The organism is Citrobacter sp. RHBSTW-00570 (assembly GCF_013739755.1).
Lineage (GTDB): Bacteria > Pseudomonadota > Gammaproteobacteria > Enterobacterales > Enterobacteriaceae > Citrobacter > Citrobacter braakii.
On record NZ_CP056399.1, the window covers coordinates 2,808,127 to 2,834,360 of the forward strand.

General features: G+C 52.8%; 25 protein-coding genes and 2 tRNA genes. 13 read left to right on the top strand and 14 right to left on the bottom strand.

The window, feature by feature from the left end; genetic code table 11:
* Window positions 1–18 precede the first annotated feature (18 nt).
* From gap to HV237_RS13390, 5 genes are all read left to right on the top strand, one after another.
* Window positions 19–1,029: a type I glyceraldehyde-3-phosphate dehydrogenase gene (gene gap / locus HV237_RS13370; RefSeq protein ID WP_046274911.1), complete on the top strand. Its 1,011-nt coding sequence runs from the start codon at window positions 19–21 to the stop codon at window positions 1,027–1,029.
* Between the two features lie 267 nt (window positions 1,030–1,296).
* On the top strand, window positions 1,297–1,779 hold the full coding sequence (locus tag HV237_RS13375) for a glutathione peroxidase (protein WP_016152944.1): 483 nt from the start codon (window positions 1,297–1,299) through the stop codon (window positions 1,777–1,779).
* A 199-nt stretch (window positions 1,780–1,978) separates the two neighbouring features.
* Window positions 1,979–2,055 (top strand) — tRNA-Val (locus HV237_RS13380).
* Window positions 2,056–2,059: 4 nt separating this feature from the next.
* Window positions 2,060–2,136, top strand: a tRNA-Val gene (locus HV237_RS13385).
* 201 nt (window positions 2,137–2,337) lie between these two features.
* Window positions 2,338–3,060, top strand: a complete 723-nt coding sequence (locus tag HV237_RS13390; RefSeq protein WP_047358852.1) for a substrate-binding domain-containing protein — start codon at window positions 2,338–2,340, stop codon at window positions 3,058–3,060.
* Here HV237_RS13390 and HV237_RS13395 read toward each other — a convergent pair.
* The 4 genes from HV237_RS13395 to puuE form a co-directional block, all read right to left on the bottom strand.
* Entirely contained in the window at window positions 3,047–3,799 is a 753-nt protein-coding gene (locus HV237_RS13395) for an ABC transporter ATP-binding protein (RefSeq protein WP_047358853.1), read from the bottom strand. The genes HV237_RS13390 and HV237_RS13395 overlap by 14 nt on opposite strands.
* Window positions 3,796–4,800: an iron ABC transporter permease gene (locus tag HV237_RS13400; protein ID WP_047358854.1), complete on the bottom strand. Its 1,005-nt coding sequence runs from the start codon at window positions 4,798–4,800 to the stop codon at window positions 3,796–3,798. The genes HV237_RS13395 and HV237_RS13400 overlap by 4 nt, the downstream gene beginning before the upstream one ends.
* Window positions 4,787–5,842 carry an ABC transporter substrate-binding protein gene (locus HV237_RS13405; protein ID WP_047358855.1) on the bottom strand — a complete coding sequence of 352 codons (1,056 nt, stop codon included), beginning with the start codon at window positions 5,840–5,842 and terminating at the stop codon, window positions 4,787–4,789. Before HV237_RS13405 ends, HV237_RS13400 begins: the two co-directional genes overlap by 14 nt.
* 175 nt (window positions 5,843–6,017) lie before the next feature.
* Entirely contained in the window at window positions 6,018–7,280 is a 1,263-nt protein-coding gene (puuE, locus tag HV237_RS13410) for a 4-aminobutyrate transaminase (protein ID WP_016152939.1), read from the bottom strand.
* A gap of 106 nt (window positions 7,281–7,386) precedes the next feature.
* Here puuE and HV237_RS13415 point away from each other — a divergent pair, with 106 nt between their 5' ends.
* Entirely contained in the window at window positions 7,387–8,862 is a 1,476-nt protein-coding gene (locus HV237_RS13415; protein ID WP_047358856.1) for a PLP-dependent aminotransferase family protein, read from the top strand.
* A gap of 47 nt (window positions 8,863–8,909) precedes the next feature.
* On the opposite strand, the gene HV237_RS13420 is transcribed toward HV237_RS13415, so the two are convergent.
* The 4 genes from HV237_RS13420 to HV237_RS13435 form a co-directional block, all read right to left on the bottom strand.
* The gene (locus tag HV237_RS13420) at window positions 8,910–10,118 is read right to left on the bottom strand and encodes a cytochrome c (protein WP_047358857.1); all 1,209 of its coding nucleotides are present in this window, start codon (window positions 10,116–10,118) and stop codon (window positions 8,910–8,912) included.
* A gap of 3 nt (window positions 10,119–10,121) precedes the next feature.
* On the bottom strand, window positions 10,122–12,014 hold the full coding sequence (locus HV237_RS13425) for an NAD(P)/FAD-dependent oxidoreductase (protein WP_016156387.1): 1,893 nt from the start codon (window positions 12,012–12,014) through the stop codon (window positions 10,122–10,124).
* 88 nt (window positions 12,015–12,102) lie between these two features.
* Window positions 12,103–12,576, bottom strand: a complete 474-nt coding sequence (locus tag HV237_RS13430) for an ester cyclase (protein ID WP_052733163.1) — start codon at window positions 12,574–12,576, stop codon at window positions 12,103–12,105.
* Between the two features lie 11 nt (window positions 12,577–12,587).
* The gene (locus HV237_RS13435; protein WP_047358858.1) at window positions 12,588–14,015 is read right to left on the bottom strand and encodes a gamma-aminobutyraldehyde dehydrogenase; all 1,428 of its coding nucleotides are present in this window, start codon (window positions 14,013–14,015) and stop codon (window positions 12,588–12,590) included.
* Between the two features lie 315 nt (window positions 14,016–14,330).
* On the opposite strand from HV237_RS13435, the gene HV237_RS13440 reads away from it, so the two are divergent.
* Together HV237_RS13440 and HV237_RS13445 are read left to right on the top strand one after the other, a co-directional pair.
* Window positions 14,331–15,056 carry a GntR family transcriptional regulator gene (locus HV237_RS13440; protein ID WP_047358859.1) on the top strand — a complete coding sequence of 242 codons (726 nt, stop codon included), beginning with the start codon at window positions 14,331–14,333 and terminating at the stop codon, window positions 15,054–15,056.
* A gap of 24 nt (window positions 15,057–15,080) precedes the next feature.
* Window positions 15,081–15,779 (top strand): cache domain-containing protein, encoded by a 699-nt coding sequence (locus HV237_RS13445; protein ID WP_047358860.1) that lies wholly within the window; start codon window positions 15,081–15,083, stop codon window positions 15,777–15,779.
* Window positions 15,780–15,800: 21 nt separating this feature from the next.
* On the opposite strand, the gene HV237_RS13450 is transcribed toward HV237_RS13445, so the two are convergent.
* Window positions 15,801–17,282 carry an APC family permease gene (locus HV237_RS13450; protein ID WP_016152931.1) on the bottom strand — a complete coding sequence of 494 codons (1,482 nt, stop codon included), beginning with the start codon at window positions 17,280–17,282 and terminating at the stop codon, window positions 15,801–15,803.
* A 331-nt stretch (window positions 17,283–17,613) separates the two neighbouring features.
* Here HV237_RS13450 and HV237_RS13455 point away from each other — a divergent pair, with 331 nt between their 5' ends.
* The 5 genes from HV237_RS13455 to HV237_RS13475 all read left to right on the top strand — a co-directional run bounded on the left by HV237_RS13455 (window position 17,614) and on the right by HV237_RS13475 (window position 21,064).
* The gene (locus HV237_RS13455; RefSeq protein WP_016152930.1) at window positions 17,614–17,754 is read left to right on the top strand and encodes a hypothetical protein; all 141 of its coding nucleotides are present in this window, start codon (window positions 17,614–17,616) and stop codon (window positions 17,752–17,754) included.
* Window positions 17,755–17,958: 204 nt separating this feature from the next.
* Window positions 17,959–18,792 (top strand): ABC transporter substrate-binding protein, encoded by an 834-nt coding sequence (locus HV237_RS13460; RefSeq protein ID WP_016156383.1) that lies wholly within the window; start codon window positions 17,959–17,961, stop codon window positions 18,790–18,792.
* Between the two features lies 1 nt (window position 18,793).
* A complete protein-coding gene (locus tag HV237_RS13465) occupies window positions 18,794–19,612 on the top strand; it encodes an amino acid ABC transporter ATP-binding protein (protein ID WP_016156382.1) in 819 nt (272 codons plus the stop codon).
* The gene (locus HV237_RS13470) at window positions 19,612–20,397 is read left to right on the top strand and encodes an amino acid ABC transporter permease (RefSeq protein ID WP_016152927.1); all 786 of its coding nucleotides are present in this window, start codon (window positions 19,612–19,614) and stop codon (window positions 20,395–20,397) included. Before HV237_RS13465 ends, HV237_RS13470 begins: the two co-directional genes overlap by 1 nt.
* Window positions 20,387–21,064 (top strand): ABC transporter permease subunit, encoded by a 678-nt coding sequence (locus HV237_RS13475; RefSeq protein WP_016156380.1) that lies wholly within the window; start codon window positions 20,387–20,389, stop codon window positions 21,062–21,064. The genes HV237_RS13470 and HV237_RS13475 overlap by 11 nt, the downstream gene beginning before the upstream one ends.
* 9 nt (window positions 21,065–21,073) lie before the next feature.
* Here the strand turns inward: HV237_RS13475 and ydhT are convergent, their stop codons facing one another.
* From ydhT to HV237_RS13500, 5 genes are all read right to left on the bottom strand, one after another.
* On the bottom strand, window positions 21,074–21,886 hold the full coding sequence (ydhT, locus tag HV237_RS13480) for a protein YdhT (RefSeq protein WP_016156379.1): 813 nt from the start codon (window positions 21,884–21,886) through the stop codon (window positions 21,074–21,076).
* Between the two features lie 3 nt (window positions 21,887–21,889).
* The gene (gene phsC / locus HV237_RS13485) at window positions 21,890–22,675 is read right to left on the bottom strand and encodes a thiosulfate reductase cytochrome B subunit (RefSeq protein WP_019076690.1); all 786 of its coding nucleotides are present in this window, start codon (window positions 22,673–22,675) and stop codon (window positions 21,890–21,892) included.
* Window positions 22,672–23,340: a 4Fe-4S dicluster domain-containing protein gene (locus tag HV237_RS13490; RefSeq protein WP_016152923.1), complete on the bottom strand. Its 669-nt coding sequence runs from the start codon at window positions 23,338–23,340 to the stop codon at window positions 22,672–22,674. Before HV237_RS13490 ends, phsC begins: the two co-directional genes overlap by 4 nt.
* 64 nt (window positions 23,341–23,404) lie before the next feature.
* On the bottom strand, window positions 23,405–24,070 hold the full coding sequence (locus HV237_RS13495; RefSeq protein ID WP_016156378.1) for a YdhW family putative oxidoreductase system protein: 666 nt from the start codon (window positions 24,068–24,070) through the stop codon (window positions 23,405–23,407).
* Window positions 24,071–24,080: 10 nt separating this feature from the next.
* Window positions 24,081–26,183, bottom strand: coding sequence for an aldehyde ferredoxin oxidoreductase (locus HV237_RS13500; protein WP_047358861.1), 2,103 nt, complete (start codon window positions 26,181–26,183; stop codon window positions 24,081–24,083).
* Between the last annotated feature and the right edge of the window lie 51 nt (window positions 26,184–26,234).

The window sequence follows — 26,234 nt, forward strand, 5'->3', positions numbered from 1 at the left end:
ACAGATAAGGAGTTCATCATGGTAAAGGTCGGTATTAACGGTTTTGGCCGTATCGGACGTAACGTACTGCGTGCTGCACTGGGTAACCCGGAGATCCAGATCGTGGCAATCAACGATCTGACAGACAGTAAAACGCTGGCGCATCTGCTGAAATACGACTCGCTGCTCGGTAAACTCGACGCCGACGTCACCGCCGGTGAGGGGCAGTTGGTGGTTAACGGTAAATCCATCACCGTGTTCAGTGAACGCGATCCAGCCAACATCCCATGGCGTCAGCGTGAAGTCGATATTGTCATTGAAGCAACCGGCTTCTTCACTGAACGTGACAAGGCGGCGGTGCATATCCACAGCGGTGGCGCAAAACGAGTGATTATCTCCGCCCCTGGTAAGAACGATGATTTAACCATCGTGATGGGCGTTAACGATCACCTCTACTCTGCGGATAAACACTTTGTCGTCAGCAACGGTAGCTGCACCACTAACGGTCTGGCACCTGCCGCACAGGTTTTGCACCAACATTTCGGCATTAAGCATGGTTTGATGAATACCACCCACGCCTATACCAACAGCCAGGCGCTGCACGACCAGCCGGAAAAAGATCTTCGTGGTGCCCGCGCCGCTGCATTGTCGATTGTGCCCTACTCCAGCGGTGCCGCGAAGGCGCTTGGCAAAGTCATCCCGGAGCTGGATGGTCGCTTAACCGGTTACTCGCTGCGCGTACCGGTTCCGGTGGTGTCCATTGTCGACCTGACCGTAACGCTTGAGCGGGATGTTACAGCAGAGGAGGTCAATAATGCGTTTCGTGACGCCGCCGCGACAGGGCCACTGAAAGGGATCCTCGGCTACAGCGATGAACCGCTTGTCTCAAGCGATTACCAGGGTGACCCGCGCTCATCCATCATCGACGGCCTGTCAACGCTGGTGATTGGCGGCAATATGGTCAAAATTCTGGCGTGGTACGACAACGAATGGGGATTCTCTAATCGCCTCGTCGACCTGGCACTGCTAATGGCAAAGCACGAACGTTAATCCCCTGCTCTCACACTCTCTCTAAATCCACGCCAGGCGTGGATTTTTTTATATCTGTCACGTGTTTGTCGCAGTGACAATCGCGCACAACGTCACGCCCCCCATTTTTAGTCGTCACCTAACGATGCTGCTGGGGTGACGCGTTTAAAAAAATTAGCGATAACCCGACAAAATAATAAATCGGCATCACTTTAACGGTCAGTTTATTAATCAGACAGTTGCGACCATAATAAAATGAGTAATGCGATCTTATTTGAGGATTCCGGCATGATCACCTTTTATCAACTTACAGCCACCCGTCTGCATGGTGAGCCCGTCTCTATGGCCGACTATGCTGGCAAACTGGTTCTGGTGGTCAATACTGCCAGCCATTGTGGCTTCACGCCGCAATATGCAGGCCTCGAAGCGCTTTACAAGAAGTACGCCGCGCAGGGTCTGGTGGTGCTTGGTTTCCCCTGCAACCAGTTCGGTAATCAGGAGCCCGGCGGGGCCGACGAAATCTCGCAAACCTGTCACATCAACTACGGTGTGAGCTTCCCGATATTTGAGAAAGTGGAAGTCAACGGTGCGGCTACGCATCCGGTGTTTCGTTACCTGAAAAACGAATTACCCGGCGTGCTGGGTGGGCGTATCAAGTGGAATTTCACTAAGTTCCTGATCGGGCGTGACGGCAAACCGCTCAAGCGTTTTGCGCCGTTCACTACCCCTGAGAAAATAGAAACCGCGATCCTTGCTGCGCTTAAAGTCTGAGCGCACCTGTCATTCAAACCGTCCCCATTATGCCCCAGCGCACTGTCTGAATAAAAAACACGCTGCAAAATCAACAAAATATAATCAACTTGCTTAATTACTCTGCAATCGCGTGAGTTCAGGAAGAAAAATGCTATTTCCCTCTTGCCTCATTCGGTCTGTGCCGCTAATATTCGTCCCCGTTGTCACCTACAACGTTGCGTTCATAGCTCAGTTGGTTAGAGCACCACCTTGACATGGTGGGGGTCGTTGGTTCGAGTCCAATTGAACGCACCATCTTGCGTCCGTAGCTCAGTTGGTTAGAGCACCACCTTGACATGGTGGGGGTCGGTGGTTCGAGTCCACTCGGACGCACCAAATTATTTCTATGATTTGGTGCTATTTCCCTTCGCTACACCTCATAATTTCTTTTTAATGCCTCCTGTTCGTAACCTTAAGCTTAATCATTACTCCGTATGATGCTGGCACAAAGCGATGCGCCAAAGCCTTCTAAACTCTATGCTCAGCGCGTATCATTTATCCTCTTCGCAAACCCTTTTTCGCCAGAGATCGGATACCATGCCCTCTTCCATTCTTCTGTTTGCCGCGGGCAGTTTACGCCTGGCATTTGCCCCTTTAATAAGCCAGTTCTCGCGCCATAGTGGAATAGACGTGAAGGTGGAATATGGTCCGGCCGGTTTATTACGTGAGCGTATTGAAGCCGGTGAACCGTGTGCGCTCTTTGCCTCAGCCAATCGGGAGCACCCGCAACGCCTGCTGGCTTTGCAAAAAGCTGTCCTCACGCAAACCTTTAGCTGGAATCAACTGAGTCTGGTCAGCAACCGAAACGGCGCCTGGCTGGATTTGCTCCGCGACCCAACGCTACGAATAGGTACATCCACGCCCGTCTGCGATCCTTCCGGAGACTATACCTGGGCATTTTTCGACAATATGGATGTACTGGAGCCAGGACTCGGACAACAGCTTCGGGCGCGCGCCATCCCGCTGGTTGGTGGGCGTGATACGGTGAAAATCCCGTCTGGTGAACTGGCGAGCGCCTGGATCCTTCGCCAGGGACTGGCCGATCTGTTTATCGGCTACGCGCATTACGCGAATACGCTGCGCGCCCAACCCGACGTGCATTATGTAGCTATCCCTGATGAGCACAATATTCGCTGCGAATACCAACTGGCGGTGCTCGACGCATCCAACGAGGTGATGGCGCTGGTTAAATTCATGCTCTCCAACGGCGGTCAGGCGTTTCTTACCGCCGCCGGGTTCTTACCTCTTAACGACGAATAGTAAACAGCGGTGCGATAAACGGCGTCGGGTGGTTCTCTACACTGAGTTTTCGCAGCGGTAAGCCATAGGCCAGGAACAGATTCTCTTCCGTCACAATGCTGTCTGTTGGCCCTGCCCGCCATTTTCCTTCGGGGAGCAGCAGCAAAGTATGGGTGGCTATTTGTAACGCATGCAGCGGATCGTGGGTCGAAAAAAGAATGCTGCATCCCTGTAGATGGGCCAGATCGCTGATGAGCTGAAGCACCACCTGTTGATTGGCGAGATCCAGCGCGGAGCACGGCTCATCAAGCAGCAGCGTCTGACACTCCGTCACCAGCGCCCGGGCTATCATCACCAGTTGCTGTTGCCCCCCGGAAAGTGAGCTAAACGAGTGGGAAGCAAGCTGGGCAATATTTAACTGCTCCAGCGCCTGGGTCGCTCTTTGTTGATCCTGCTGGCTGGGTTGCGCAAAAAGCTTCACGTGCTGTGCCCGCCCCATCAGCACCACGTCGCTCACCGTATAAGGAAATGGCAGGTGGCAATGCTGCGCCACAATCCCTATCCCGCCGTCAATTTCAATGCTGCCGTCCAAAGCTGGCAGCGTGCCGGTTAGCGTATCGAGCAGCGTACTTTTACCCATGCCGTTACGTCCCAGCACAGCCCAGATCTCACCTTTCTGACAACTGAATGTAAGCGGCTCAAATAGCGGCACGCGATACCCATAGGTAAGCGTATTTACACGCAATGCGGCAGGTTTCATGATGTCCCCCGGCGGCTGGAGCGGATGAGTAAAAAAGCAAACAGCGGCGCGCCGAATAATGCGGTGATGATCCCAAGCGGTATCTCCGCGTGCATCAGGGTACGGGCAATATCATCCACCACAATCATAAAACCGCCTCCCATCCAGAAGGCGCACGGCAGCAGACGACGATGATCAACCCCCACCAGCAAACGCGCCAGATGCGGAATAACCAACCCAACCCAGGCGATACTGCCGCTGACCGCTACCTGAGCGGCGACTAAACAAGCGCAGCACAGCAAAACGCTGCGTCGCAGAGGAACTACCGCGACGCCTAGCGAACGGGCATCTTTATCATTGAGTGATAACAGGTTTATCCGCCAGCGTAGCTGGTACAAAACTGTCGCAGCGATACCGACTGGAATCGCCAACAGCAGAACTTTATGCCAGTTAGCCGTCGCAAAGCTGCCGAGCAGCCAGAACACGATATTGGGTAACGTTTCTTCGGTATCAGCCTGATACTGAATCAGGCTTACCAGCGCGGCAAAAAAACCACTCAAAATGATACCCGACAGGATCAGCACCAGCGTATTCTCCAGCCCCTGCAGCGCAGCAATGGCATACACCAGGACCAGCGCCGTCAGACCGAAGAAAAACGTTGAACCCATCATCAACCACGGCGACAGGCCGAGCAGAATAGCCAGCGTTCCGCCAAAAGCGGCCCCGGACGTCACGCCAATAATATGCGGGTCGACCAGCGGATTATGAAATACCCCTTGCAGCGTCGCGCCACATAACCCCAACGCCCCACCCGCCAGCAGCGCCATCAGAATTCGCGGTAGCCTGACCGTCCAGATAACCTGACCGGCAATCCCTTCAGCGTCGCTATAGTGCATCAGGTGATAAAAGACTTCGCTTAACGACAGCGGATATTGTCCGAGGCACAACGAACCAAGGCCCAGCAACAGGACCGTTGCGATTAAGAGTGGTTGCTGGGGTAAAATGTGGTTACTTAACTGCATCAGGCTGCCAGTTCACACCATAAAAACGCTGATAGTAGTCTTGCGCCTGCGCATCAACATCCACGTCTTTGTAGGCGTCCGGGTACAGTTTTTTGGCCATCCACAGCTCACCAATAGCTAACGCTTCAGGCATCGGATAGCCCCAGGCTTTGGCGTACTCAGGCATCAACCAGACGCGATGATTTTTCACCGCATCAATCCCCTGCCAGTTAGGATCGTTTTGGATCTCCGTTACCACCTGCGGGTAGCGATCCTGAACAAAAATTACCTGCGGGTTCCACGCCAATACCTGTTCCAGCGCAACCTGACGGGCGCCTTTCACACTGGCAGCCGCCACGTTTAGCCCACCCGCGTGCTGCATCATGAGTCCCGTGTACTTCCCGGAGCCGTAAGTCATCAGGTCGGGGTTAGCCATATAAATACGGACTTTTTGCGCATCCGGGATTTTTGCGACCGGCGCATTGAATTTTGCCCGCGCCGCAAAAACGTAGTCGATCAACGTCTCAGCTTGCGGTTTGCGCCCCACGACGTCCGCAATCAGGCGAATCCCCTGCTTTAACCCTTCGTTGTAGACCTGCTCTTCATCGGCCATGGTCGGGTTCATTTTATTCTGTTGCCCGGCTGCATCCTTGCGCAATGAGATTGCCACGACCGGAATACCGGCGTTCTGAATCTGCTGGATCATCTCCGCAGGCGCATAGTTGGCGACAAAAACCACCTGTGGATGAATCGCCAGTAGGCTTTCAATATTCACGCTGGTGAGATCGCCTGGCGTCGGCAATGTGGCAATTGTCGGCATAAAGCGCGCAAACTCAGGCCCGAGCTGTTTTTTCCAGCTCGACATCACGCCAATAATGTCCTGCTGAGCATTAAGCTGGACCAGAATATTCAGCGTCTGGTGTTGCAGCACGACCACTTTGTCGACGTGGTCCGGAATCGTGACCTGACGACCAAGCTGGTCGGTGATCGTACGGTCGGCCTGGGCAGAAAACGCAAACAACATGCTGGCGCATACCAGCACAAAAGAGCGGAAAGTTAACATGGGATACCATCTGGATAGCGGAGTAAAAACGATGTGTATTAAATTATATAACGATATAACAGGCAACCCATTCGCGATAAATACCGCACGACACACGAGGAAGATCAATTTATGCCGACAAAAAAGCCGACGGTGATGACCACCGTCGGCTGTGGGTAACACTATGACTAACGGATTATTTGGTTGCCGCTTTAATGATATCGAGCGCTTTGGCGAACTGATCCTGCGGGATCGTCAGCGGATAAAGGAAACGAATAACGTTGCCATACTGACCGCAGGTCAGCAGCAGTAATCCTTGCTCAAGGGCTTTCTTCTGCACGCGTTGTGCGGCGGCTGCGTTGGGTTCTCCCGTCGCTGCATCACAGAATTCAGCGGCGATCATAGAGCCTAAGCCGCGCACTTCGGCCAGTTCAGGACACCCGGTTTGCGCGTCAGTCAGAGTGGCGCGCAGTTGTTCGCCAAGAGCTGCCGCACGCTGGCACAGCTGTTCATCACGAATGATATCCAGCACCGCATGAGCTGCCGCAATTGACAGCGGGTTTCCGGCGTAGGTTCCGCCCAGACCACCCGGCGCAGGCGCATCCATAATTTCAGCTTTGCCCACGACGCCAGACAGCGGCATGCCGCCTGCAAGGCTTTTTGCCATAGTCATCAGGTCAGCTTTGTCAGCGTAGTGGTCCATCGCAAACAACTGGCCCGTACGGGCAAACCCGCTTTGCACCTCATCGGCGATCATCACGATGCCATGCTCGTCGCAAATACGGCGGATGGCAGCCACAAACTCCGGCGGCGCCACCACGAAGCCCCCTTCACCCTGGACGGGTTCGAAAATGATCGCCGCGACCTGGGTGGGATCGATATCGGCTTTAAACAGGCGTTCAATCGCTTTGATGGAGTCCGCCGTAGAAATCCCCTGCAACTCGCAAGGATACGGTGCGTGGTAAACCGAGCCAGGGAACGGGCCGAACCCTTTTTTATACGGCGCCACCTTGCCGGTTAACGCCATCGTCATGTAGGTACGCCCATGAAAACCGCCGCCAAAAGCAATAACGCCAGGACGGCCGGTATGTGCGCGCGCAATTTTCACCGCATTTTCGACCGCTTCAGCCCCGGTAGTGAAGAATGTGGTTTTGCGCTTGCCGTCGATTGGCGCAACGGCGTTGATTTTCTCAGCCAAAGACACATAGCTTTCGTACGGGACAATCTGATAAGCCGTATGGGTAAAAGCCTGCAGTTGCGCTTCGACTGCCTGCACCAGGCGAGGATGACGGTGTCCGGTGTTCAGCACGGCAATCCCGGCGGCAAAATCAATGTACTGATTGCCTTCGATATCGGTAATTGTGCTGTTTTCTGCTGACTGGGCATAAAAATCACACATTACACCCACGCCACGCGGGGTGGCATCCAGACGACGTTGTTGCAGGTTTTTATTGTTCATTCTCTACACCTTGTCCATTAATACATTTAGGTTGAATTACCCTTTAAATTTAGACTCCATCTGGTACTTTAATCGAGAGCCAAATCGTTTTATTTTAAGGATCCAAATGCGTTCACTTGCCGGAGATGTGATCAAGCAGGCATTTAGCCAGCAGACCGATGAAAAGCTGCATCGTCGCCTGTATGCCGCCATCTGCAGTTGCATCCTCGAAGGTAGCCTGAAACCGGCTACCCGAATGCCTCCGTCGCGTGACCTGGCAGGCGAACTGACGCTATCGCGCAATACCGTCCTGCGGGTTTACGAGCAATTGCAGGCCGAAGGTTATATTTCCGCGCGCACCAGCAGCGGCACATTTGTCACCGACAGCGTGCTGGACAATCTTGACCTGCGTCCCCACAAAGAGCCCGTTGCCGCCACACTGGAGGATCACACCCGCTTATCTGCCCGCTGCCTTGAGCTGCTGGGCCATGCCAGCGCCAACCCTCGTCAATGGGGCGCATTTATTCCAGGCGTGCCTGATGTGGAGCATTTCCCTCACCGGGTGCTCAAAAAAATTCAGGATCGGCTGGCGAGGCGCTTGCGCCCGGAGTTTCTCACGTACGATGCCGCAGGCGGCGTGACTGAGCTGAAAGAAGCGCTGGCAGACTATCTGCGCACCGCACGCGGGGTGCGGTGTTCACCGGCGCAAATTCTGATTACTGAAGGTATTCACCAGGCGCTGGATCTGGTGACCCGGACGCTATGCAACCCGGGGGATAACGCCTGGATTGAGGAGCCGGGCTACTGGGGAATCAAAAATATTCTGCGCATCAATGCGGTTACCTTTTCGGCGATCCCGGTTGATGAACAAGGTATGGTGCCGCCGGAGGCTGGCGAATCCGCGCCAAAGCTGATTTTTGTGACACCGTCACATCAATATCCGCTCGGTTCGGTAATGAGCCTCAACCGCCGTCGGGCACTTCTCTTTCGCGCACGTGAAACGCGAAGCTGGATAGTGGAAGATGACTACGACAGCGAATTTCGCTTTTCCGGCCAGCCAATTCCATCATTGCAGGGACTGGAAGAAGAGACGCCGGTCATCTATATCGGGACATTCAGTAAAACACTCTATCCCGCACTGCGGCTCGGGTATGTGGTACTGCCCAAACCGCTCGCCGCGCCGCTGAAGAAGGTTCATAACGACCTCTATCGTGGTGGACATTTGCTGATTCAGGCAGCGCTGGCGGAGTTTATCCGCGAGGGTTACTACGCGGCGCACATTCGTAAAATGCGCCAGTTGTACAGTCGTCGCCGCCAGACGTTGGTGGAGCTTATCAGTCGCCAGTTGGGCGAGCAGTATCTTGGCTCCTTCAGCAGCAACGCCGGGCTGCACATGATTCTACAGTTGCCCGTCGGGAGCGATGACGTTGTCATTGCCCAACAGGCGAATGCGCAAGGGCTGCTGGTGCGCCCGCTGTCTCGCTATTACGTGAATGAAGAGAAACGCAGCGGCCTGCTGCTGGGATTTGCCAGTATTGCAGAGCATGAAATGGCGTCGGCGTTTACCCGACTGGTGGGTATTATCAGAGTAAACGCCGTTTAAGCACTGCCGGATGGCACTGCAAGCACCTTGTCCATCCGACATGCTGTTTAATGTGACGCTTTTTTAATCCCTGCCAGGTCCTCCTGGCTTACTTCGCCGTTCCCTTCTCCCCAACTTTTACGCACGTAATTAATCACGTCGCGCATTTCGTTGTCGCTTAACATGCCACCGTAAGCCGGCATCTTAAAGGAGACGCTGCCACGCGTTGTCGGTGTTTCTGCGCCGTGGGCAATCACTCTGAATAGCGGCGTCGGGTCATCAACCATCACCAGCGGATTGTTGATCAAAGAAGGTGCGTTATCATCCGTACCTTTCCCCTCCAGACCGTGACAGGTGGAGCAGTAGCGGTTATAGGTCACTTTGCCCGCCTCGGGTGAATTCGACCAGGACACCGTAGTTGCCGCTGCGCGCACCGTTTCAGGCTTCACGCTTTTCAGGCTCAGCAAATATTGCGCGATCGCCGTGGCATCGTCATCGGTCAGGTACTGTGTACTCTGCGTAACGACTTCAGCCATCGAACCTGAAACCGCGGCATGCTTGCTTTTACCGGTCAGCAACAGCGATTTTAATTCCTGCTCAGACATTCCCGTGCCGCGCAGCGAAGGCGCATACCAGCCGTCGATCATCGCGCCGCTCAGGTACTCGGCATCAGCATTGGTATACGCTTTTTCGTTCATCGCCATGCCTCTCGGGGTATGGCAAGAACCGCAATGTCCGGGACCTTCCACCAGATAAGCGCCCCGTTTTACCAACGCAGCGTTGTCATCCGTTTTTGCACGTTCTACAGCCGTCACTGGCGCGTCGGTAAACAGCCAGTTCCAGATATGCAGCGGCCAGCGGGCGGAGAGTAGCCACGGAATGGCATTCTCTTTATTGGGCTGCGCAGAGGGGGTGACATCATGCATAAAATAGCGATACAACGCCTGTACATCGTCATCAGAAAGTTTTGCGTAAGAGGGATAAGGCATGGCCGGATAGAGCGGATGACCATCTTTAGCAATTCCCTGACGTACGGCCTTGTCAAAATCCTCGTATGAGTAATTACCAATACCCTGGGTCTTGTCTGGGGTAATGTTGGTCGAATAAATATCCCCTACCGGAGTAGGAAACTTTTTGCCACCCGCCATCGCCGCGCCCCCTTCGGTGGTATGACAGGCCACACAGTCAGAGATACGGGCGATATATTCGCCATTAGATTCCGCTGCACTCACAGAGGCGGTAAACAAACAGGCGGCAAGAACGGTTACATTACGCATAGATCACCCCATATCCTTGAGTTCATTAACCGCACGCCATGCCTGGTCGATGGCCGTATGGGCATAAGCGCCCCAGTCAGAATCGGAATTAGCGATGGCAATGCGACCAACTGGCTGACGCGCCCGCTCGATAATTTCTGGCATTTTATCCATATCATCGAACAACGCGTTGGCGTAATACGCATAGCCATGCGCCCAGCGGTTAACCGTAATGGCGGAGATATCGCGTTGATTATCAAAGCCCGTTGAGCCAAACATTTCCTGCAACTGGGAGCGAATCATCTCCTCATGCGTCGCAAATGTGGTCCCCAGTAAATACGCTCGCCCCAGACGGAACTGTTCTCTGGCCGACAGATTACTGCCCGGATAAGTAGGCACATAGACCATGTGAATGACCATCGGATCGTCCGGTGAGGCCGGGTGTTGATACCCGCCGATGCTGACCGGATAGTCGAGCTTAATCCGGCTGTATGGTGCCGCCGGAGAGTAAAATTCATGCACGCCAAGCTGTTTGAACGCCTGCCAGTTTTTGACCACCACGTTGGTGTACACCAGCGGTGCCTTCACGTTCAGTTTGAGATCCGCCTGCTGCTGTTCCGGCATCTCAGGCACCAGATACGGGATCATCATGTTATAGCCCGCCATGATGGTGTTTTTACCGCGCACGCGATGCATTTTGCCGTCACGCAGATAGGTCACCACCACGCCATCCTTTGTGTTGGCCGCATTAATCACCGTGCTATTCAGACGCAAGCGCGTGGTGTTTTCCGGCAGATCCAGCTTTTCGTAATGCAGTCTGGCCAGGACAGAGTCTTCCATCGTGTTACCCGGTAGCGCATCCGGCAGCATATACCTGACTAACAGTCGGGCCAGCCCGGCGTTACCGTCAGGGAAATGGTAAACATACGGCTCTTCGAGGTCTGCCAGCGACTCGCCGTCCAACGGCGGTATTCCCAGCGCCTCCATGCCGGGTAATGCGCACGCTCTGGCATCGCTACAGGAAATGCCTTCAATGCCGATGGCAAAGAAGTCATTAGAACGCTGCTGAAAATAGAGCAGCGCCATTTTGCTCAAACCAACTTTTGTGGCCAAAAATTCACTGTAGCTGTGGGTATCCAGCCATTCCATTTTCTCATCGACCGTCATGCCCGGAAGATAGTCGCCAGGATGGACGTGCAGGTCGATCAACGCCTTTCGGTCGTGCTCACTTAGCGGAAAATCATTGATAAAGTCTTCAATTTTACGGCCATTTAGCCTGTTCGGCGGGATATCATCAGATACCGCGCGCCCCGGATCGCCGCTGACGATTTTTGTCTCGCCAAAATTCTTTTTGTCGAAGAAAACACCGCGACTGAGCTGCCAGTCGGGGTAGAAGTTTACGTCAAAACTCTCTTTTAACCGCGTGACGCTGACGCCCACGGTTTCCATCAGTTTTTGCACCTCAGGGCTGAAATTGTGCGCGGGCGACTGGAATGCTTCGCTACCGCCATAGCCGAGTAATTTCTTACCTGAGCTCGTAAATTCGTTACGTTTGGCGTGTCCGCCAAAATCGTCATGGTTATCGAGGATCAGGATCCGGCTATTTTGCCCGGCAAGCTGGCGCCAGAAACAACCGGCAGCCAGCCCGCTAATACCGCCGCCCACAATCACCAGATCGTACTCTTCCTCAACGGGCAGAGCGTTTAAATCAAAATGTTTATGCTCGCGGCCTACTGCATGCGCCATTTCAAACGATCCAGGATGATTACCCCGCAGCCCCGTCAGCCCTGGCGGATAATAATTTCCATCTATAAATGCGTTTCCCTTTCCTGCCGCCCTGACCCATTCCAGCGGGGTAAGCCCCGCCGCAATAGTCACCGCGACGCCGTTGAGAAAATCACGTCTGGTAATTGCCATTAACTTTTTTCCTTATTGCTACACACTGCCCTAAATACGACACAAATAAGAGATGTCCCCCTTCATAGTAATAAAGGGGTATAGCCGACTATTTCCCTGGCTTTAACTCTTCATCCAGTTTTTTAGAATCATAATAATCACCCTGCCAGGTGATTTTACCTGCTTTAACATGAATATAGCTGACACCTTCAAATTTTATCGGATTATTTGTCGGCGGACTCCCTGCCCATTCACCACTATTTTTGCCAGAAAATTCCCAACGAAACGCCACGGTATCTTCGTCGTAAACGGGTTTGCCGACCATTTTCCAGCTCAGGTCTGGCACCGCCTTAATAAAGGCACCGATAACGTCTTTTTCAGCTTTTTCTCTGCCATTTATCGGTTCGCCAGCGGCGGCATCATAATAGACTGCGTCATCAGCAAGATATTGCGCGGCTCGCGAAGCATCGTGTGCATTCCAGGCCGCCATGTACTCTTTAACGGTATTCAGCGATGTGCTTTCTGCCAGGCTATAGCCCGAGAACATCACGAATGAAAGCACCGCTATGTTTAATGTTTTCATCGACATCCTCTCTATTCAGAAATGTCACACATGATATGTTTCACCCGAGTATATTCTTCGAGCGAATAGGATGAGAGATCTTTGCCATAACCCGATTTTTTGAACCCGCCGTGCGGCATTTCGGCGCACAGAGGAATGTGATTGTTAATCCACACGGTGCCAAAATCGAGGTCAATGCTGAAGCGCTGTGCGCGACCATGGTTACTGGTCCAGACGCTGGCGGCCAGACCATATTCCACATCATTCGCTTTGTGTAGACCCTCTTCATCAGTCGAAAACGGCTGAATAGTCATTACCGGTCCAAATACTTCATGCTGAATAGCTTCGTCATGTTGATGCAATCTGGAGACGATCGTCGGCTCAAAATAGAATCCCGGACCCGGCCCGGCACGCCCACCAGTTTCAATTTTTGCATGTGCCGGTAAACGCGCAATAAAGCCTTTCACCTGCTCCAGTTGGTTTTTACTGTTCAATGCGCCATATAGCGCAGCCTGATCCGCTGGCGGTCCAAATTTAATACTCTTCGTTTTCTGAACCAGCTTTTCCAGGAATTCAGCGTAGATGGATTGTTCGACCAGAATACGCGTAGCCGCCGTGCAATCCTGGCCGGCATTGAAGAAGCCTGCCGTGGTGATCGTCGCGATCGCCTTGTCCATATCTGCATCAGCAAACACCACCGCAGGCGCTTTCCCGCCCAATTCCAGATGCGCCTTGGTCAGGTTCGCCGCTGCCGAAGCCGCAACCTGTAGGCCCGCTCGGACCGAACCGGTAATCGAAACCAGTGAGGCCTTCGGGTTTGAAACCACCAGCGAACCGGTGCTGGCTTTACCTAATACGACGTTAAACGCCCCTCTTGGGAACAACGGCGCGGCCAGTTCAGCCAACAGCAGCGTGCTGACCGGCGTGGTGTCGCTGGGTTTTAATACGACCGTATTGCCTGCTGCCAGCGCTGGCGCAATCTTCCATACCGCCATCATGAACGGGTAGTTCCATGGCGTGACTTGTCCAACGATACCCAGCGGTTCACGGCGGATAGTCGAGGTAAACCCAGCGGAATATTCCCCTGCCGCTTTCCCTTCAAGACAGCGCGCCGCACCGGCAAAAAAGCGGATGGCATCGCAGGATGCCGCGATCTCTTCCTTCTCAATAAAATGGCGAAGCTGACCGGTCTCCTGACTCTGCGCGTTCACCAGCCGCTCAACGTTTCGTTCAATCTCATCTGCCAGTTGCAATAACGCCTTTTGCCGCTGTGCCGGCGTCGATTTTCGCCAGATGCTAAACGCCGCCTCCGCCGCCGAGTAGGCCTGCTCCACCTCTTCCGCATTGGCGTTGGGTGATAATGCGTACGTTTCGCCGTCGACCGGACTCACCAGTTCGAAGGTATCTTCGCTACGACCTGCTACATATTGCCCATTAATAAAATGCTTCAGGGTTTTCATGTCTGTCTCCTGCCCGTTAATACATAAAGAATCTTATGTAATATATATATTGTAAAAGATTTTCAAATGCGCAACATTGACACTATGATAAGCCTCGCATTTTTAACTTAATTTTTACATTTTCGGGATAAGGCTTTTCATCGTGAGCCGAGGCTTTATGCTCAGCTCATCATGAGGTTATCGGGACACACATCCGCTTGTGCAGTGACGTTGCGCATAGGCATGTAAAATAACTCGGCCATTCTTACCTTCCTTGCCTGACGGGCATGTGTTAAAAATGGTCGTTGTTTCAGGGAATTGAGTGCAGAAAAGATTATGATTACTCACGCGGTCATATTTGCGCCTATCGGGCAGGTCAGTCGTTCAGACCAGATAGTGCAGCGCCTGTCAAACGCCATTATCACGGGGTTGCTGGAGCCAAAAGAACAGCTCCCCAACGAAACTGATTTGGCAAAGATGATGGGTGTCTCACATATCACTATCAGAGAAGCGCTAAACACGCTTCGGGCTAATAATCTTATCCATACGGTTCGTGGTCGAAATGGCGGGAGCTTCGTTTGCGAAAATATTGATGGCAAAAACAGCGCCCTGCATCCGTTCAAAGCGATCAGTACGGATTATCTTTCTGACCTGGGCGAAATGCATTGCGCCATTATCAGCCATAGCGCAAGGCTGGCTTCCAGACGGATGACCGGCGCGGATATCGCCAAATTTCGCGAGTTTGTTGAGGTGCTCAACAAGGCAAACTCACCTGAGCTGATGACCCAGGCCGACATGCGCTGTCTACTGGCGATAGCTGCCAGTTCACATTCGGCGCGACTGGCCAATCAGGAGCTGCAGGTCCAGGCTGAATGGGCATCGCTGGTGGCGATACTTTATCGCGCAGACAACATTCATGCCGAAATTATTGCGCTTTACTCGGCACTGGCCGATGCGCTGGCAGCTCACAACGAGGCAGAATCCGTGCAGCTTGCCACACGGATCATCGACACGTTTACCTATTACCTTATTGAAAAAAAGCTGAAATATAACTCGAACTGACAATCAGTGAAGGCAGGACAGACAATGAGCTCTTCGACATCCTTAAGCGCATTAATTCGTAAGATTGATGATATTACCGCCTCTACCGTAGATTCTACCGTTGCGCTGGCGAGGAGCATCCATGAGGCGATTTCCGGGGTGCAAAAGGCCTCAGCAGAAGTTGTCCTCGATCCATCGGTGAGATCTACCGTTCAGCAACACATCAAGCGCACCCTCAGTAACAATCATTACTGTTCAGGGGCCGGGTTCGCCAGCCATATTGAGAGCACTGCCACCACAAAAGAGTATTGGCTGCTGGAATGGTGGTATAAGAAAGATAATGGTTTGAGTCAGGCGCACCTCGATTTAGATCAGGCCACCCAGCAACGCCTGGATTTCAGAACCTTCGAGTGGTTTAAGCACTCACCTCCGGCAGGAAAAGCCTATATCCACGGCCCCTACGTCGACTATATCTGCAATATTTCCTACACCCTGACCTCGGCAGTGCCGATCTACTACAACGATCAGTTTCTTGGCGTTGCCGCCGTCGATCTGCTGGTCAGTCAGATTGAGGCCGAACTGCTCTCCTGCGCTCATCCTGACTATGTCATTCTGACCAATCTGGAAAACAGAATTATCTTTTCCAGCTGGCCACGTTTTCGCGTGGGTGAATTACTCTCTCCCGCAAACAGTACCATTGTTTATCAGAGCGACTACTTTATCCTTTATCACTATCAAAACTAAGGGCCCGAAGGCCCTTAGTGTTTAGTTATCCTGCCCCATATTCAGCTTGTTAGCGTAGGCAATGGCGTCGTTTTCCGGTGCCGCAGAGCGACCAAACGGTCGGGTCAGGAACATATAGATAAGCCCGGAGCCAACGACAATCGCCAGGCCGAACAGTACCGTCCAACGGTCGATGAAATCGCTGCTGTCTGCCGGTTGCGCCAACAACCAGATCCCACACAATCCATAGGCTAGCGCCAGCACGTTCACAATCACGCCCCAACCGCCAATGGTCCACTCCCCAGCCGGTTTCCAGCCTTTCAGGCGCTGGCGCAGTGCGGCAAGCACAACCATCTGGAACGAGATATAAATACCGATGACGGCAAACGCGGTAATACGCGACAGATTGTCTGGCTGGAAATAGACCCAAACGCAAATGATGACTGGCAGCAGACAGCTAACAACCATCGCATTATCCGGAACGCCATTTTTAGAGATCTTTGACATCCACTCACTTCCCGGCAGCATTCTGTCACGGGAGAAAGAAAAGATAAGGCGGCTTAACGCAGCCTGCAGAGACAAAATGCACGACAGCATCGCCACAATCGCGACGATGATAAAGATAGTTGCGCCGGTTTCACCAAGTGCTTCATTTAGGATGGCCGGAATCGGGTCAGATGTTTTGCCATTCACGATACTGACCAGATTTGGTGAAGCCAGGAGGTATCCCATGACGGAAATAATCGCCGAAATCGCACCAAATACGATGCTCAAAATCATCGCAACCGGGATCTTTTTACTTGGATTCTGTACCTCTTCCGCAACGTTACCGCAGGCCTCAAAGCCAAAGAACATAAACAGCCCCATCAGCGCGGCAGACATAAATGCGGTGGAATAGCTGCCGTCATGCGCCAGCACGCCCATCGAATCAAAAATTACGGAGAATGGCTGCGAACGGTGGAATATCAGCAGATAAATTCCCAGCGCAATCACGCTAACGATTTCACACCAGAAGCCAATTTTTGCGACCCGAGCCAGATTTTTAGTCCCGGACATATTAACAGCCATCATCAAAAGCAGCAGCAGGACGGAAGTCGCCAACATAGTGGCTGGCGTCTGACCATAGTGGAAGAGCGACTCAACAAATGTTGAAGTATATTCCGCGATTGACGTAATGGTGACCACCAGTGCCCACAGGTAAATCCAGGCAGCGATCCACGCATATTTCTTGCCCCATAACCTTCTGGCCCACGGATAAAGCCCGCCGGTTATCGGATACTGGGAAGCCACCTCACCAAACACCAACGCCACTAAAAGTTGTCCACATGCGACGATTAAAATCCACCAGACTGCGGGCGGCCCCGCCAGCGTTACGGCCAGTGCAAACAGCGAATAGACGGCGGTAAGCGGCGAAAGGTAGGTAAAACCCAACGCAAAGTTTGAAATTAGACCGATCGAGCGATTGAACTGTTCTTTGCCATCTTTTTGAAAATTATCGTTTTTCTTATCAGGTGTCTGTTCCATATAGCTTTCTCTTTTGTGGAATAGTCGCAGGGTTGAACAATTAATGTATAAAAGATATTAAGTTATATGTATAGTGATTTTGTCGCTAATTTGTTAAAAATGATCGCGCATCACGTTAATGAAAAGGTGGGAGTAGAACAGTCGAGGGCACAAGCATTTTTCGGTATTTACGCTTCACGGTTCTTTAGCAATTGCGAACGGTTAGCCAATTGGCTGATAAACAGGCACCCCGAATTGAGTTCGACGCTAAGTAGCAAGAATCGCTGCTGTTAAGCAACATTTTTGCAATATAATAATGTGATGTTAAACGCTGAACCTGAGCAGGTGAATGATGGAAATTGATCTCGATAATCTGGTCTTTGATGGACTGGAAGAAGCGCAAGAGCGTAATGCTGAACGTCTGGAAGATGCAGACAAGAAAGCGCAGGACATTATTGCTGATAATGACTGCGGCGACGCCTGTAAAATCTGATTTCCAAACCGGCGCAATGCCGGTTTTTTTACCGCCAGACTATGCCCCTACTCTTATCTACATTTCCCATTACGTTTACCCATTGTTAACACCGTTTTCACTAATAACATTTTGTAAATAGATAAGAATTTTTTCTTATTTTGTCCTGAACGTAAGTTATGGGAGCGTAAAAAGCACAAACCAAAAACGACAGGGATTTACATCATGATGGCAACGAAAACTTACCGCGCTAAAAAAACACTGCTGGCACTTGGCGTGCTGCTGGCCACCGGCATTGCCGCCTCGCAGGCTCAGGCTGACCAACTGGCCGATATCAAAGCCGCAGGTGTAGTAAAAGTTGCGACATTCGACGCGAATCCGCCGTTTGGCTCCATCGATGCAAAAACGCATAAGATTGTCGGCTATGACGTTGATTTTGCTGAAGCGCTGGCGAAATCCCTCGGCGTAAAACTGGAACTGGTAGCGACTAATCCGGCAAACCGCATTCCGTTATTACAATCCGGTAAAGCCGATTTAATCGTGGCGGATATCACGATTACGCCTGAGCGGGCGCAGGTCATTGACTTCTCCGTCCCCTATTTTGTTACCGGGCAGCAGTTCCTGGTACCGGCCAAATCCCCGGACCAGCTCGATGCATACAGCAAAGCGCGAATCGGTGCGGTGAAAGGCACTACCGGTGAGCAGGCGCTACATCAGCGCTTCCCGCAGTCACGTGTGCTGGCCTACGACGATATTCCACTGGCGTTAACCGCGCTACGCAATGGCAATGTTCAGGCCATCACCCAAGACAGTACGATTCTGGCCGGTCTATTAAGCGGTGCGCCGGATAAAGCAGATTTCAAAATTCTGCCTGATCTGTTGAGCAAAGAAGAGATCGGCGTGGGAGTGAAAAAAGGTGAGCCAGCGCTGTTAAAAGCCGTCAATGATGAGCTTTTGAGGCTGGAATCTACCGGGCAGGCGGCAAAAATTTATGATGTCTGGTTTGGCCCTGAAACCAAAAACCCGCAACCCCGCGCCTTTAAAATAGAAGCGAAGTAATATGCTCTCAGCCCTGTTTCATCGTTGTGCAGTTTCCGCGGCGGATTTTAACCATTTGCGCCAGGCAAGCGTCGAACTGCGCAATGTCATCAAACAGTTTGACACTCACACCGTACTTAACGGCGTCAGCCTGTCAGTTGAACCCGGTGAAGTGGTGACTATTCTGGGCCCTTCTGGCTCGGGAAAATCCACGCTTATACGCCTTATCAATCAGCTTGAGTCGCTCAGCGGTGGCGAGATTTTCATTGATGACAAACCAATTAGTCAGTTGCGCGGGGCAGCATTACGCCAGTTACGCAGCCGTATCGGTTTCGTTTTTCAGCAATTCAATCTCTATTCGCATCTGACAGCGCATCAGAACATCTCGCTGGCGCTGGAATATGTTCACGGCTGGAACAAGGCGGCAGCCGCGCGTCGGGCACTCGAATTGCTGGATCAGGTGGGACTGGCAGAAAAAGCGAGCGCCTATGCCGCACAGTTGTCCGGTGGGCAGCAACAGCGCGTGGCCATCGCCCGCGCGCTGGCCTCATCGCCACAAATCCTTCTGTTTGATGAACCCACCTCCGCGCTGGATCCAGAAATGATCGGCGAGGTATTACAGGTGATGAAAAACCTGGCCCACAGCGGTATCACCATGATCGTCGTGACCCATGAAATGCATTTTGCCCGTGAGATTGCCGATCGCGTGGTATTCATCGATGGCGGAGAAATTCTTGAAGTGGCCGCGCCGGAGGATTTTTTCACCCGGCCACAGCACCCGAGAACCCAGCGTTTCCTGAAAAAAGTGCTCGACCCGCTACACCAGGAGTCATCGCTATAATGCTTGCAATGGACTGGCAGGGAGTGCTGAGCGGGCAACCTCTGCAATGGATAATTTCCGGTTTTCTCACCACGCTCTGGGTGACACTGGCAGGTGTCGTACTCGCCACGCTCATTGCCATCTTCCTACTCGGCCTGCGTCTGACGGGCCATCGCTTCAACAAAGCGGTGGTCAGTGTATGGGTTTCGGTGTTTCGCAACACGCCTTTACTGGTGCAACTGATGTTCTGGTATTTTGCCGCATGGAACTGGCTGCCCCGCAACGTCATTACTTTCATCAATGCAGAGCATCCCTGGTCTATTCTGCCAGGCGATGTCTGGTGGTTAACACCAGAGTTTATCTGTTCAGCATGGGGGCTGGGCGTATTTACCTCGGCATTTTTGGTCGAGGAGATCGCCTCTGGTTTACAGGCGGTTTCTGCCGGACAACGTGAGGCTGCCGTGGCGCAGGGTTTTTCATCCTGGGCGACGTTTCGTCACATTCTGCTTCCTCAGGGACTGGCGAACGCCTGGCAACCCATTGTTGGGCAATACCTTAACCTGATGAAACTTTCCTCGCTTGCCAGCGGTATTGGATTTGCTGAGCTCACCTACCAGGTGCGGCAAATTGAGAGCTACAACGCGCACGCGCTGGAAGCCTTTGCTGTTGGCACTGCGCTCTATCTGTTCACCGGCATCGTTCTGGGTATGCTGCTTACGCGTCTTGGCCCACGACCTGCATCGGGTAAATCGTCCAAGGTTAAAACGCGTATCTTCAGCGTCAGGAGCATACTGCATGATCGCTAATATTTCGGTCATTACCGACAATCTTGATTATCTCCTGTGGGGACGCGTGGCCCAGGGACAACCCGGCGGCGTTCTGCTCACTTTGTTGATGGCTCTCGGCGCGGCGCTGCTGGCCTTGCCTGGTGGGATAGTTCTTGCCTGCTGCGCCTGGCGTTTTCCAGGCACGGTTCGCAACGGGTTGTTTATCTGGGCGGAGTTTATTCGCGGCATTCCGCTAATCTTTGTGATTTTCTGGATGTGGTATTTGCTACCCATGCTAACCGGAAGCGATCTCCCTGGAGCCGTTACCGTGACGCTGGCGCTGGCATGGTTCACCGCCGCCTCGGTCATGCACTCAGTGTATGCAGGAATTAGCGCGCTGCCTGGCGGGCAATATGATGCTGCCGTGGTTCAGGGTTTTCGCCCGTATCAGGCCCTGTGGCTTATCTTATTGCCGCAGGTGCTGCGTAACGTACTGCCATCGCTGACGGGGATTTTTATTGGATTACTGAAGGACACGTCGCTGGCGTTTATCGTTAACGTGCCGGAACTCACAACGGTTGCGGGTCAGGTTAACAGCCGGGTACAAATCTATCCGGCAGCCATTTTTATCTTTACCGGACTGGTCTATTACCTGCTGTGCCTGAGCCTGGAGAAAATCACCCAACGCCGCTTCGCGTTAAAATGAGATCACGGCTCAACATTCCACAAACTGGTGGTCTTCGTTGAGCCGATATTTCACGCCCGCCCGGATGTTATTTTCCCCCTCAACGGCAAGCGCAAAACGCATTCTCTCGCCATCGTGATAGGCCAGCGCCGCGCAGCCGCCGGGACCGAGTATTATCGAATCGACAACACCGGTACTGGCAACAACGGCGTTCTCTCCGCTGGCAATAATGTGGATGTTGTCGGCGCAGTTGGCGATTTTAGACTCTGCGCCAAAACAGGCCAACTGAGTTAAATCACCACCGCAGGCAATCCGATTTCTGTCGCCGAGCGAACTGATGCGTACGCGCATGCCGGTACTGGCGATACGCGTCCCGTCACCCACGCTACTGATACGTGCCGAATTTCCCGCAACCGCAATTCGCCCGCGATCGCCTGAACTGCCGATATGCGCGTTATAGCCTACGCTACCAATACGTGCGCTGTAACCTGCGCTGGCGATCTGTGCGGCATACCCGGCGCTGGTGATTTTAACGTTATCGCCTGCACAACTGAATCGGGCATTATCTTCCGCACTCGCCAGCGGAGGGCTGATTTCCCCCGCCGTTTGCACACGGGAAATATTCCCCATCGCGCGAATATCCTGCTGGGCAAAACTCGCCTCTTCCCGCCATTTTGACCAGCCGTATTCCACCAGACTATTTGCCCAGTCTGTATACCCTTCCCGCTGGAGCGCACGATGGACATCAGCATAGCTTCCGCCAGTTGGAAACGCGCGTAGAAACCAGCGATACATTACGGGCCCAACGCGCCAGGCCCGTAAGTCACTTCGCGTAATCATCATCGCTTAATGCCGGTGATAGCCATCCACCATACACTTGAAAGTTTCGCCCGGCGTACGACCTGTCGTGCAGAGATAAAGATGCCCAAAAATAAAAAACAGACTGATTATTGCCAGCGCGAAGTGCGCCTGGAGCAACCAGTAACGCACGCCGGGGAACAGGTCACCGACAACCGTCGGATAGAGCGATAACAACCCTGAGATCAGCAGCAGTGGCAGTAAGCCATACATCACGCCAACATAGGCCGCCTGCTGTAGCGGGTTGAATTTACAACGCTTTGATGCCGGGAATGGGTGTGACTCGCCCTGCATAATGCCAAACAGGTAAAAACGCGTTTGTCTTTGCGCTCGTCCGATCCAGCCCTGACGTTGAATAATATAGTGATGCCCGTTGCCGCCAATCAGATTGATCAGGACAAAGCCAATCCAGCAGGCGAGCAGCAAAAAGCCGCAGACCTCATGCACGGTAAGCAGGCTTTTCATCACCGACGCACTGACGACGGAGAAGTGATTGACCAGGCCACTGACCAGAAGTAGCAGAAATAGCAGCGCATTCGACCAGTGCCACAAACGAACGGCCTTCGAGTATAAATAGACTTTCTCACCATGCCCTGCCGACGCTTTATGCGCGGCCCGAAAGCGCAGCATGGCGTGTAGCGCCAGCACCAGCCACATCCCCACCAGCATTAACCCGGCGATGACCAACCACACAGGCCAGTAGTCCGGTGAAAACAGGGGAACATACTGCGCAAGCTGGGCGTGAAACTGTTCGGCATTCTGCGACGCGTTCATACATTTTCCTTTTTAATCAAATGTTGACCGAACCGACGATACAGATGGGGTTTCCCGGCGCCTGCAAGTTGATGCTCGTAATACTTATTTTCTCTCAACCAGGTCTGAATTTCCGGGCTATCTTCGCGACCAAAAATCAGCGCATGTTCCGGGCAGGCGTTAACACAGATCGGCGGGAAACCTTTCGCCAGACGAGATTCAGCGCAGAAGTCGCATTTATCCGCCACTTTGGTCTGCGGGTTGAGATAGCGCACCTGATAAGGACACGCGCCAATACAGTAACTGCAGCCGATACAGGAAGACGTGTCTACCCGCACAATGCCGTTGTCATCTCGCCATGAGGCGCCGGTCGGACACACCTCAATACAGGGGGCATCATCACAGTGCTGGCAGGACTGACGGAAGTAGTGATACAGCGTTTCGTTGTCGTTGTCCGAAACCGGAATATGAGCTATCGACAAACGGCTACCCTGCGCAGGAACATGGTTGGTTTTCCTGCATGCGCGGGCGCAGATATTACATCCGTTACACAGTGATTCATCGTGAATCATGACGTAATGTACGTCTTTAGAACTCCTGGTACTCGCTAACAGATTTTGACCTGGGCCAGTGAAAAAAATCACCGTCCCCATGCCAATGACAAATTTTCGTCGGGTGAAGGACATCGGGTTATCCTCTAATACTGTGACAGTGGTCGTCCACACGTTCCATGACATCAACCTGAATAATTCAGGGGTTCTGATACTGCTCAACCTCAAGCCATTCGCACAGGCCGTACGCTTTGCCATAACTCATAAAACGTTCGCTGAACAAATAAGGCTCCGCATTTGACGATTCCACAGTCCGTATATCTGCATAATCAGGATGCGTTTCCATGGCCGTGAGCGCAGCGGCAATCTGTTGAGACTCAAAGCGATACGGCGGTTGCGTCAACATGGCGACCTTATAAGGGCGAGGATACGTTCGACAGTCGAAGCGTACCGCCTCGGCAATCGCACGGCAGATGTCGTTTTCCACCACCTGCACACACATGTCGGCGTAATTTGCCGTCATGGTTTGCGTCGAATAGAAATATGCTTCTTCCGCACCCTGCACACAGGTGATATCCGCACCATTCGCGTCCTGGCCCAGCACATCCAGCAGCGCGGAAAGATCGGTTTCAGGAACCGAATAAGGCGGCAGCAAAAAGACACTGCGCGCCACCAGTTGCCCCGATGCTGAATGCTGGCGGATAAAATCTGCCACAATCAACTCCGGGCTGGCTGGTTCCTGAACCTGGGGCGCATTCATCTGTTCTACAGGCGGGTGAAACGCCTGCAGCCACTGTCTCTTTCGGCTATCCACTTCGTCAGGAAACGCCTCAACGGGGGTCAGAACGTCGCTCACGTTAGTCATCTCGCATTCCTTACGCCGGCAACAGATCTTGTGCAGCCAAATCAGCGGCCACATCTTCAAGTCCGAGTCGGTTCAGGGTTTCACGCGTTGGGCAACCCAGCTCTGGATCCCAGCCCATTTCCTGATAGAACATCGTCAGCGACTGACGCATATCTTCCCGGTCCATCTTGTCGGTCCCTTCAGTGAAGACCGGGATCTTCGGATCTTTATCAAACACCCAGGAGCAGATGAGATCGTGCTCATTGCGCATATCTTTGGTTTGCATCAATTTGACCGTATAGGCACGGTGCAGGGTAAAGATGCGTTCAGCGGCCAGGTCCAGACTCGCCTGCGTGGTTTCATCGCCGGTGACCGCCTGGAAGAATTTTGCTTCCAGATCCAAATCGCCGCGATAGTTACGGCTCTTGAGTGGTGAAACCGTCATCGGCCACACCCAGTTGCACAGCGTAACCGCGTTATGCAGGCAGACTTTCAGCAGCGTCCATTTGGCATATTTGATCTTGGCGGCATTGATTGGGGTGTAGTTTTTGGTTTCGTCGTATGCATCCTGCGAACCAAACAGCTCGCCCGCCACTTCGCGCTGTAATTTCAGCGGTAAACCGGAACCGATGAAGTTGATATGGGTATGCGCCATACAGTCACGGTTAAACATACAGTTGGTGATAGCCCCCACCTGTGCAGAGGCCTCGTTTGCATGGTGGACAGGAAAACCAAACGGCGACCACAGTTTATTTTTGGCATAACCCCAGTACTCTTCGCCCAAATCCCAGCGTTCAGCAATGGCATACGATCCGTCCGCAAGATGGCTGAGTTCCCCCACGCGATGCGCCAACCGGTAGTAAAAATCTTTAATAAAATGAGGATCGCCCGCTTCCAGCTGATCCCAGCGGATCTCCGCATACTCTTCAGTTGGCAATACGCGCTTAAAGACGCCTTTCGAATAGCAGTAAGTAAAATCACGGTGCAACTGCCCGTAGTTACACCAGATGCCATAATCGTCAAACAGGTTCAGGCCAATCAGATTTCCCACCACGCGCCCATCGTCTTTATCGTCGAAATCTTTCGGGCCATTGGGGAAAATGGTGGTGTGGACAAAGTTCGCCACGCAGGTGTTACCGCCAGTACTTGGCACGCCAAAATCTTTCACCCGCGGGACATTGAGCTGCGACATACAGCGAATGGGGCATGAATGGCAGCCGCTCATTTTGACCGTGTATTTCTCAGCGGCTGGCCCCAGATCGAATACGGATTTATAGGTACGGAAACCCACGGTATTCTGGTTACCCGGCGGGATTTCCCCTGTTTCGATTGGTCCCCCTTCTGCCGCGCCCCAGAACAGTCCCTTACGGGCCGTCCAGCGCGAGTTTGGCGAAGAGTATTCTGCCCAGGCCTGCGGGGTGCTTGGCACAACGTGGTTGTTGTTGGCACCGATGAGCTCGGTCATCATGTAATCATTGAGCCGCTTCATCTCTTTACGATCGGCAATATTGACCCCTTTGGTCCCTTCTACCGCAATGGCCTTCAGGTTTTTCGACCCCATTACCGCGCCAGTACCGGCGCCTCCGCTGTGGTTGCGACTGTTGATCATGCAGGAGAGCGGCACCAGATTTTCACCCGCCTGACCAATAGCGGCGACGCAGGTTTCCGGGCTGGTAATACGGCAAATCTCTTCGGTTGTGGCGCGCGTTCCCTTACCCCACAGGAAATCGGCTTTTTCGATGCTGACCTTTTCATCTTTGATGTTGATCCAGACAGGCGTCGCGGACTTGCCTTCGATAATAATGGCGTCGTAACCAGCGAATTTCATTTGCGCAGCGAAGAAGCCGCCCATATGAGCATCCACCACTAAATTGCCTTTGGTAAAAGTCGATAAGGAGGTGATATTGACGCGGGAGCTACAAGGGGCACCAGAGCCCGTTAATGGCCCGGTGGCGAAAACCAGTTTATTCCCTTCATCGAAAGGCATGGTGCCTGGCGGGACTTCGTCGTACATAATTTTATAACCAAAGCCCATCCCGCCGACAAATTTTTTAAATTTACTGGAATCTTCAAGGGTGATATTCCCCGTGGTGAGATTGACCCGTAAAATATTACCTGTCCAACCATTAGCCATCATGTTTTCCTTTGCAAGAAGGTTTAATAGATATACCCGCCATCCTTCAGG